This is a genomic window from Chitinophaga sp., assembly GCF_035761305.1.
In the GTDB taxonomy this organism is placed as follows: domain Bacteria; phylum Bacteroidota; class Bacteroidia; order Chitinophagales; family Chitinophagaceae; genus Chitinophaga.
This window is the reverse complement of the sequence record NZ_DASTRI010000242.1, coordinates 1-6,663: the sequence shown is the minus strand read 5'-3', so window position 1 is coordinate 6,663 and position 6,663 is coordinate 1. Positions and strand designations below refer to the sequence as shown.

Sequence of the window (6,663 nt, the reverse complement as noted above, 5' to 3'; positions counted from 1 at the left end):
TTTCTTCATCCTGTCAAGCAGGTTATCCAGCTGCTCAAAGCGGTATTCCCAATTGCTGCGGAAAGGCGCCAGCCAGTCGGCCACTTCGGCCAGGGGCTCCAGCCGCGCTTCACAATAACGCTCCCTTCCCTGTTGCTTAATAAGGATCAATCCACACTCGGTAAGTATTTTAATATGCTGTGAGATAGCCGGCCGGCTCACATCAAAATTATCGGCAATGGCATTCAGGTTCAGCGATTGTTTGGCAATAAGGCCAATGATGGCCCTGCGCGTAGGATCGGCTATGGCCTGGAACACATCCCTCCTGGCTTGTACGGTCATAAAATATGTAAGTAATTACTTACAAATATATGTGTAAGCATTTACTTACGCAAATTATTCCGGGAATTTTTTCAGGTAGATAATTTGGGAATATGCAGGCAGCCCGTTAACAGCATGTAATAGCAGCGCTTCTGCAAAAAGCAGCTGCCATAAAGCCGCTACCGGTGCGTTCCTGCTTAAGGTAAAGTATTACCGGCCCGGGGCAGCAGCCCCCGAAGGCTCTCCGGAAAACGCACTGTTGTATTTTGCGCGGTAATCTACCGGCGACAGGCCGGTTACCTTTTTAAACATATTCCGGAAAGCTTTCCTGTCGGTATACCCCACCGCATACATCACCTCATTCACGTTCTTGCGGCTTTGCTCCAGCTCCCGCTTGGCCGACTCCATCTTTACCTTCTGGATGTACTCCACCGGCACATGCTGCGTGGCTTTTTTAAAGCGGCGTATGAAGCTGCGTTTGCTCAATGCAAATTTGCCGGCCAGGAATTCCACGGTAATACGCTCGTCGATATTCTTTTCAATATACAGCTGCGATTTATGGATGATCTCATCCCCATGCTTTTTATATCCTTCAAAGAATATGAAGGGCGACTGGGAGCTACGCTCTATATCAATTTGCAGCACCTTGGCGCAGTACAGCGCGGCAGGCCGCCCGCTGTATTTTTCCACCAGGTATAAGACCAGGTTCAGCGACGATTGCGCGCCGCCGGCGGTGTAAATGCCGTTTATGGCGGTAATAATTTTATCCGTACGCAAATACACATCCGGGAACATGTTTGTAAATGCCCTGCCGGCCAGCCAGTGCGTGGAGCACTCCTCATGCCTGAGCAGCCCCGTAGCCGCCAGCAGAAAAGCGCCGGTGCACATGCTGGCCAGCTCCGTGCCCTGCGCATACCGCTGCACCATCCAGCTGATCAGCGCTTTGTTCTTATCCAGCGCATAACGGTCCTGCTCATATAAGCCGGGAATAACAATAATATCGGGCCGCAGCGTTTCCAGGTGATGGCGGCCGGGCTGTATCATAAACTGCGCGTCCAGCAACGACTGGGAAATACCGCTGCCTGCCACGCTCAGCTCATAAAAAGGGCCGTTGCCCTTTTCAATACAAAACTCATTGGCCTTTTCAAATACTTCAATAGCGCCAAACAAAGAGCTGGGTTTTACCATCCCTTCCGGCAGTAAAAAACACACCTTTTTCATGTTTTAAAGTTCCCTGAACACACTGGCACAAACAACCCCTTAAGTTGTCATTTATAACCCCGTTTAAGCTGGCAGGCGCAAATACCTTTGCTGTATAAAACTGTAAAAAAATGGAACAAACCAAAGCAAGCATCCTGGTAACCGGCGCTACCGGTTTAAGCGGCCGCCTGGTAATAAAGGCATTTGAAGAAAAAGGCATTCCTGTAAGAGCATTGGTAAGAAACCGCGCCCTGGCGCCGGAGCTGGAAAGCTACCGGCATGTAACCATTTATGAGGGCGATATGCTGCAGCCCGCCACCTTACAGGCGGCGCTGAACGGGGTTGAAAAAGCGCTCATGATCTCCTCAGCCGCCAAGCAGCTGGTGGCCACCCAGCAAAGCTTTGTAGATGCAGCCAAAGCAGCCGGCGTAACGCATGTGGTAAAATACTCAGGGGCCGACTCGGGCATTGGCTTTAACAGCCAGAACTTTATTGCGCAGAAAGAGCATGAAAATGCAGAAGACTACCTGGTACGCTCGGGCCTTACCTGGACACTGCTGCGCCCCAGCCAGTTTATGCAAATGTACTTCCCCGGCAGGCCGGCCGGCGTGGATATGGATAAGGGTGAGCTGCCGTTGCCCTTTAACCGCGGCAGGCTTTCGCCGGTAGACATAGCAGATGTAGCAGCAGTATGCGTACAGCTGCTTACGCAGGACGGCCATGCCGGCAGGATATACGAAATGACCGGCCCCGACGCCCTGGATATGGATGAAGTAGCGGACATTATTTCAGGTATAACAGGCACGCGCATACGTTATAACAACCTGTCGCCCGAAGCATATGAGAAAAAGCTGGTTGCGCTGGGCGTACCTCCTGCCGGCATCCGCATATTAACGGAAATTGCCAGGGAAAGAAGCAAATGCATTGAGTCGCACATAAAGCTGGACACGCATAAACGTTTTGGCGTAAGGCCCACCAACTTTGCAGAATTTGTTTACAGGAACATCGCTGCTTTTAAAAGGGCGTAGCTACGCAGGCGGCATGTACTGCAGTTTCTTGTGCATTAACCGTTTAAAAGGACGTAGCTGTGCAGGCGGCATGTAGTGCTGTTTCTTGTGCATCAAACCGTTTAAAAGAGCGTAGCTACGCAGACGGCATGTACTGCTGTTTCTTGTACAACAACCGTTTAAAAGAGCGTAGCTACGCAGACGGCATGTAGTGCTGTTTCTTGTGCACAAACCATTTAAAAGGGCCGGTAAGCCGGTGGATTATTGCGGTAACAGGGCCCCACGGCACTGTACGACATCCATAGCGAAACGTATGGCGGCAAACTACATCATTGTCTGTGCGGAGCTGATCAAAAAGAATGTAAAATCATAAATCTAAAATGTAAAAGTAATGCTCGACCAATATAATACTGCACCCGGTTTCGCAGCATTTTACTTTTATATTTAGGATTTAAAATTTTACATTTTACATTCCTTTTGATCAGCTCCCGGGCGCCGGGCAAAATATTTAAAACTTATACGCAAAGCTGGCAGCGAAATTACGGGGCGCCTGGGGGTTTACCGACCAGTACCCCGTGTAATACTCCACGCCGGTAATATTATTCAGGGCAAAGGTGATCCTGAACCTTTCCGCATTATAAAACAGGCTGGCATTCAGCAGCGTGTAGGCGGGCAGGTAAAACACGCCCGTAACGCTGTTGTCAATTACCTTATAACGGCTGGCATAATTACCGCCCGCGCCAATGCCAAAGTGCCGCAGCAAACCGCTGTTGAACCGGTAAGTGGCCCACAGGTTCACCAGGTTGGGCGCTCCCTGCCCACCTGGTGTTCTGCCGGGTTCATTATAAAAATCATCTTTATTACCTTCCTTTACCTGTATATCATTGAAGCTATAGCCGGCTATCAGACTCAGGCCGGGCAGCGGGCGGGCGTTAACATCCACCTCAAATCCCCTGCTCTCCACTTTTCCGCCCTGTATAACGTTGTTGGGGTTGGCGGGGTCGGGCACTACCCGGTCGCTTACCTTTATATCATAGGCCGAAACAGTGGCAAACAGCTTACCGGCCAGCAGGGTTGCTTTTACGCCAGCTTCCAGCTGGTTGGCATGCTCCGGCTTAAAGGACTTTATATGGCGGTTATTGCCGTCGGCATCTGTTACTGCCTGGGGCGCAACGTTAATGAATGCATTCATGTAGTTGGCAAAAACAGCCACCTTATCCTGCACCGGCTGATATACCACGCCGAACTTGGGCGAAAAAGCCCACTGGCTGTAATCATCTTCATCCGTTGTTTTATCGCCTTTGGTGTCGAAATAATCGGCCCGCAGGCTGGCCATTACCAGCAGCTGAGGCGTAAGGTTCAGCACATCGGAAACATAAGCGCTGTACGAGCTGTTGGAAATATTGCTGCTGGTGCCGCCGGTGCCTGCCAGCAGGTTATCAACATAGGTTTTTGTTAATAATACAGGCGTAAGCGTATCGCCGGCGGCATCTACTGCATAGGAGCCGCCCTGCGGGGTTACATTGCGTGCAACCGCCCAGCCGGAGCCGTTGTCCACCATCTGCTGGTTAAAAAAGTCGAGCCCTGCCAGCAGGCGGTTACGCAGGCTGCCTATCTTAAAATCGCCGTTAAAGTTCTGCTGTATATCCGTTGTATTGGTTGTATAGTTTTCGTTGTGGAAGTATTGCTGGAAGTAGTTATCGCCCGGCTCATCATCCCATATGTACGTATAAAACCCGTCTGACTTTACGCTGCCGCGCGACACTACGGTTTGTGAGGTCCACTGGCCGGATATTTTATACAACAGCTGCGCCTGCAGGTTGTAGCGGGGGTTTTTAATGGTAAGGTCATTGCTGGTAAAAGACAGGTCCGGGTTGAGGTTCAGCTCCTGCAGGTTTTTAAAATCCAGCGGCGCAGCGCGGTTGCTGTGAAAGAATACGGGGGCTACGGCCCTTTCTTCCTGTAATATCTCCGTCATTACCTGGAAGGTAAGCCGGTCGTTCACTTCATATACCAGGGAAGGCGCTATGAAAAAAGATTTTTTAAATCCCGCATCCTGGAAGCTGTTTTCAGCATGGTAAGCGGTATTGATCCTTAACGCAATTTTTTCTTTTTTGCTTAAAGGCGTGTTAATGTCGGCTGTTACCCGGTTCAGGCCAAAGCTGCCCAGGTTATAGGCTACTTCCCCGCCAAAACCATAGTATGGCTTTTTGGTGATGGTATTAATAATGCCGCCATAGCTGTAAAAGCTGCCGCCGAATAAAGTAGCGGATGGTCCTTTGATCACCTGTATCTCCTCTACATTGGCAGGGTCGAGATTGCCGCTTACCAGCCCGGGCAGGCCATTGGTAAGAACGGGCTGCGCGTCAAAACCCCTGAGCGCAAAATAGGCGGCGCCGTCACCGCTTCTGCCGGTTGAGGCCCAGGTACGGGTAATACCCGGCACATTGCGCAGGGCATCGTCATAATTATTAATGCCCTGCTGTTTCATGATTTCGGCAGATACGCTGTTATATACCTGCGGGTTCTCCAGGTTCTTCAGCGGCATTTTGGCTACCATATTATCTTCTTTATTGAGGCTGCGGTCTGATATAATCACCTCATGCAGGTCGGCCGCGTTTTCCGTCAGCACAAAATCAACCTCCAGGGTTTGGCTGGCAGTAACGGTAACTGTTTTTTCCTGTGCCACGGCGCCTACGGCAGAAGCCTTTAACAGCCAGCTGCCCGGTTTTATATTCTTAATGGTATAAGCGCCCTTTTCATTGCTGATGGCGCCCCACCTGGAATGCGCTATCTGCAGGGTAATATTAACAGCCGGCTGGCCGTCGCTGGTGGTAACAACACCTTTTATAGCGCCGTTTTCATCCCTGGAATGCTGTGCCTGTAATAAGGTGCAGTAACATAAAAAAGCCGTTAAACAAAGTAGCAGTTTACCCATGGTACATTCGTATATGATAGGGCGCAAAATTGCCCCATCATCTAAAAATGTGTTTACGCAATCCGGAAATCCTTTTATTTAAAAAGGAAATTAATGGCGCGCCGTTTGTGCGGGTTATTTTTATCTTTATTCAATCATAATATTCTCTACCATGAACGGTCATATACTGGCAATAGACGTAGGCGGATCGCACATCAAAGGCACTATCCTCAACAGCGGGGGCAAATGGCAGATGGATTACAAACGCATAGACACACCCAAAGCCGCCAAACCGGCGGATGTGCTGGACATTGTTACCACGCTTGCCAGGGATATGCCGGAATACGACAAGGTTTCCGTAGGCTTTCCCGGCTACGTGCGTAACGGTATTGTATATACGGCGCCCAACCTGGGCAATCCTTTCTGGAAAAATATTCCATTGGGACAGCAGATCAGCAATGCGCTGGGCAAACCCGTACGGCTGGTAAACGATGCCGACCAGCTGGGGCTGGGCGTGGTAAGCGGCAAAGGGCTGGAAATGGCCGTAACCCTGGGAACCGGTTTCGGCACCGCCCTGCTGATAGATGGTTACCTGCTGCCGCATATGGAGCTGGCCCACCACCCTGTAACCAAAAAGCATGATTATGATGATTATGTAGGCAGCAAAGCGCTGGAAAAAGAAGGCAAAGAAAAGTGGAACAAACGTATGGCAAAAGTGCTGCGCATACTCAAAGTGGTTTTTAATTACGACCGTTTGTACCTGGGCGGCGGCAGCGCAGATGAGCTGCACATACCGCTGGATAACAACATCCATCTTTTTACAAATGAAGACGGTATCAAAGGCGGCGCCAGGCTATGGCAGCTGGAAGACCGTTACCATATTACCACTAATTACCCGGATAAGTAAAAAGCAGCCACCTCACAGCTACTAAAACCAGTAAAATAACGGGCCGGCGGATGCCGGTCTTTTAAATTGTAAAAGTTAACGGTTATATTAGGGCCGCCAAAACACAAACCAAGCAAGTATATGTCATTGATGCCGGCAAAGGTGCTGCAAGCCCTGATATTAACGAAGAATGAAGAGCCTAACATACAACGTGTACTGGACAAGCTAACCTGGCTGGAACGGGTGCTGATCATAGACAGCGGAAGCACAGACAAAACTTTAGAGATCATACAAGCCTACCCCAACGTAGCGGTTGTGTACCGCGCTTTTGACACCTTTGCACAGCAATGCAA

Annotated in this window: 6 protein-coding genes; 3 read left to right on the top strand and 3 right to left on the bottom strand. The window is 50.0% G+C overall.

Annotated features, from left to right (window positions below; genetic code table 11):
• Both VFS25_RS20540 and VFS25_RS20535 read right to left on the bottom strand, forming a co-directional pair.
• Window positions 1–321: metalloregulator ArsR/SmtB family transcription factor (locus VFS25_RS20540; RefSeq protein WP_326464053.1), on the bottom strand; the 321-nt coding region annotated here is incomplete at its 3' end.
• 189 nt (window positions 322–510) lie between these two features.
• Window positions 511–1,521 (bottom strand): GlxA family transcriptional regulator, encoded by a 1,011-nt coding sequence (locus tag VFS25_RS20535; RefSeq protein WP_326464052.1) that lies wholly within the window; start codon window positions 1,519–1,521, stop codon window positions 511–513.
• Window positions 1,522–1,631: 110 nt separating this feature from the next.
• Here VFS25_RS20535 and VFS25_RS20530 point away from each other — a divergent pair, with 110 nt between their 5' ends.
• Window positions 1,632–2,528 (top strand): NAD(P)H-binding protein, encoded by an 897-nt coding sequence (locus VFS25_RS20530; protein ID WP_326464051.1) that lies wholly within the window; start codon window positions 1,632–1,634, stop codon window positions 2,526–2,528.
• 487 nt (window positions 2,529–3,015) lie between these two features.
• On the opposite strand, the gene VFS25_RS20525 is transcribed toward VFS25_RS20530, so the two are convergent.
• On the bottom strand, window positions 3,016–5,445 hold the full coding sequence (locus VFS25_RS20525) for a TonB-dependent receptor (protein WP_326464050.1): 2,430 nt from the start codon (window positions 5,443–5,445) through the stop codon (window positions 3,016–3,018).
• 151 nt (window positions 5,446–5,596) lie between these two features.
• Between VFS25_RS20525 and VFS25_RS20520 the strand changes: the two genes are divergently transcribed.
• Complete coding sequence (locus VFS25_RS20520) at window positions 5,597–6,331, top strand: ROK family protein (protein WP_326464049.1); 735 nt, start codon at window positions 5,597–5,599, stop codon at window positions 6,329–6,331.
• A gap of 120 nt (window positions 6,332–6,451) precedes the next feature.
• Window positions 6,452–6,663: glycosyltransferase (locus VFS25_RS20515; protein ID WP_326464048.1), on the top strand; the 212-nt coding region annotated here is incomplete at its 3' end.

Bases quoted from the DNA above. Each gene is read 5' to 3' on its own strand.
- VFS25_RS20535 (WP_326464052.1), bottom strand. From the start codon at position 1,521: ATGAAAAAGGTGTGTTTTTTACTGCCGGAAGGGATGGTAAAACCCAGC.
- VFS25_RS20530 (WP_326464051.1), top strand. From the start codon at position 1,632: ATGGAACAAACCAAAGCAAGCATCCTGGTAACCGGCGCTACCGGTTTA.
- VFS25_RS20525 (WP_326464050.1), bottom strand. From the start codon at position 5,445: ATGGGTAAACTGCTACTTTGTTTAACGGCTTTTTTATGTTACTGCACC.
- VFS25_RS20520 (WP_326464049.1), top strand. From the start codon at position 5,597: ATGAACGGTCATATACTGGCAATAGACGTAGGCGGATCGCACATCAAA.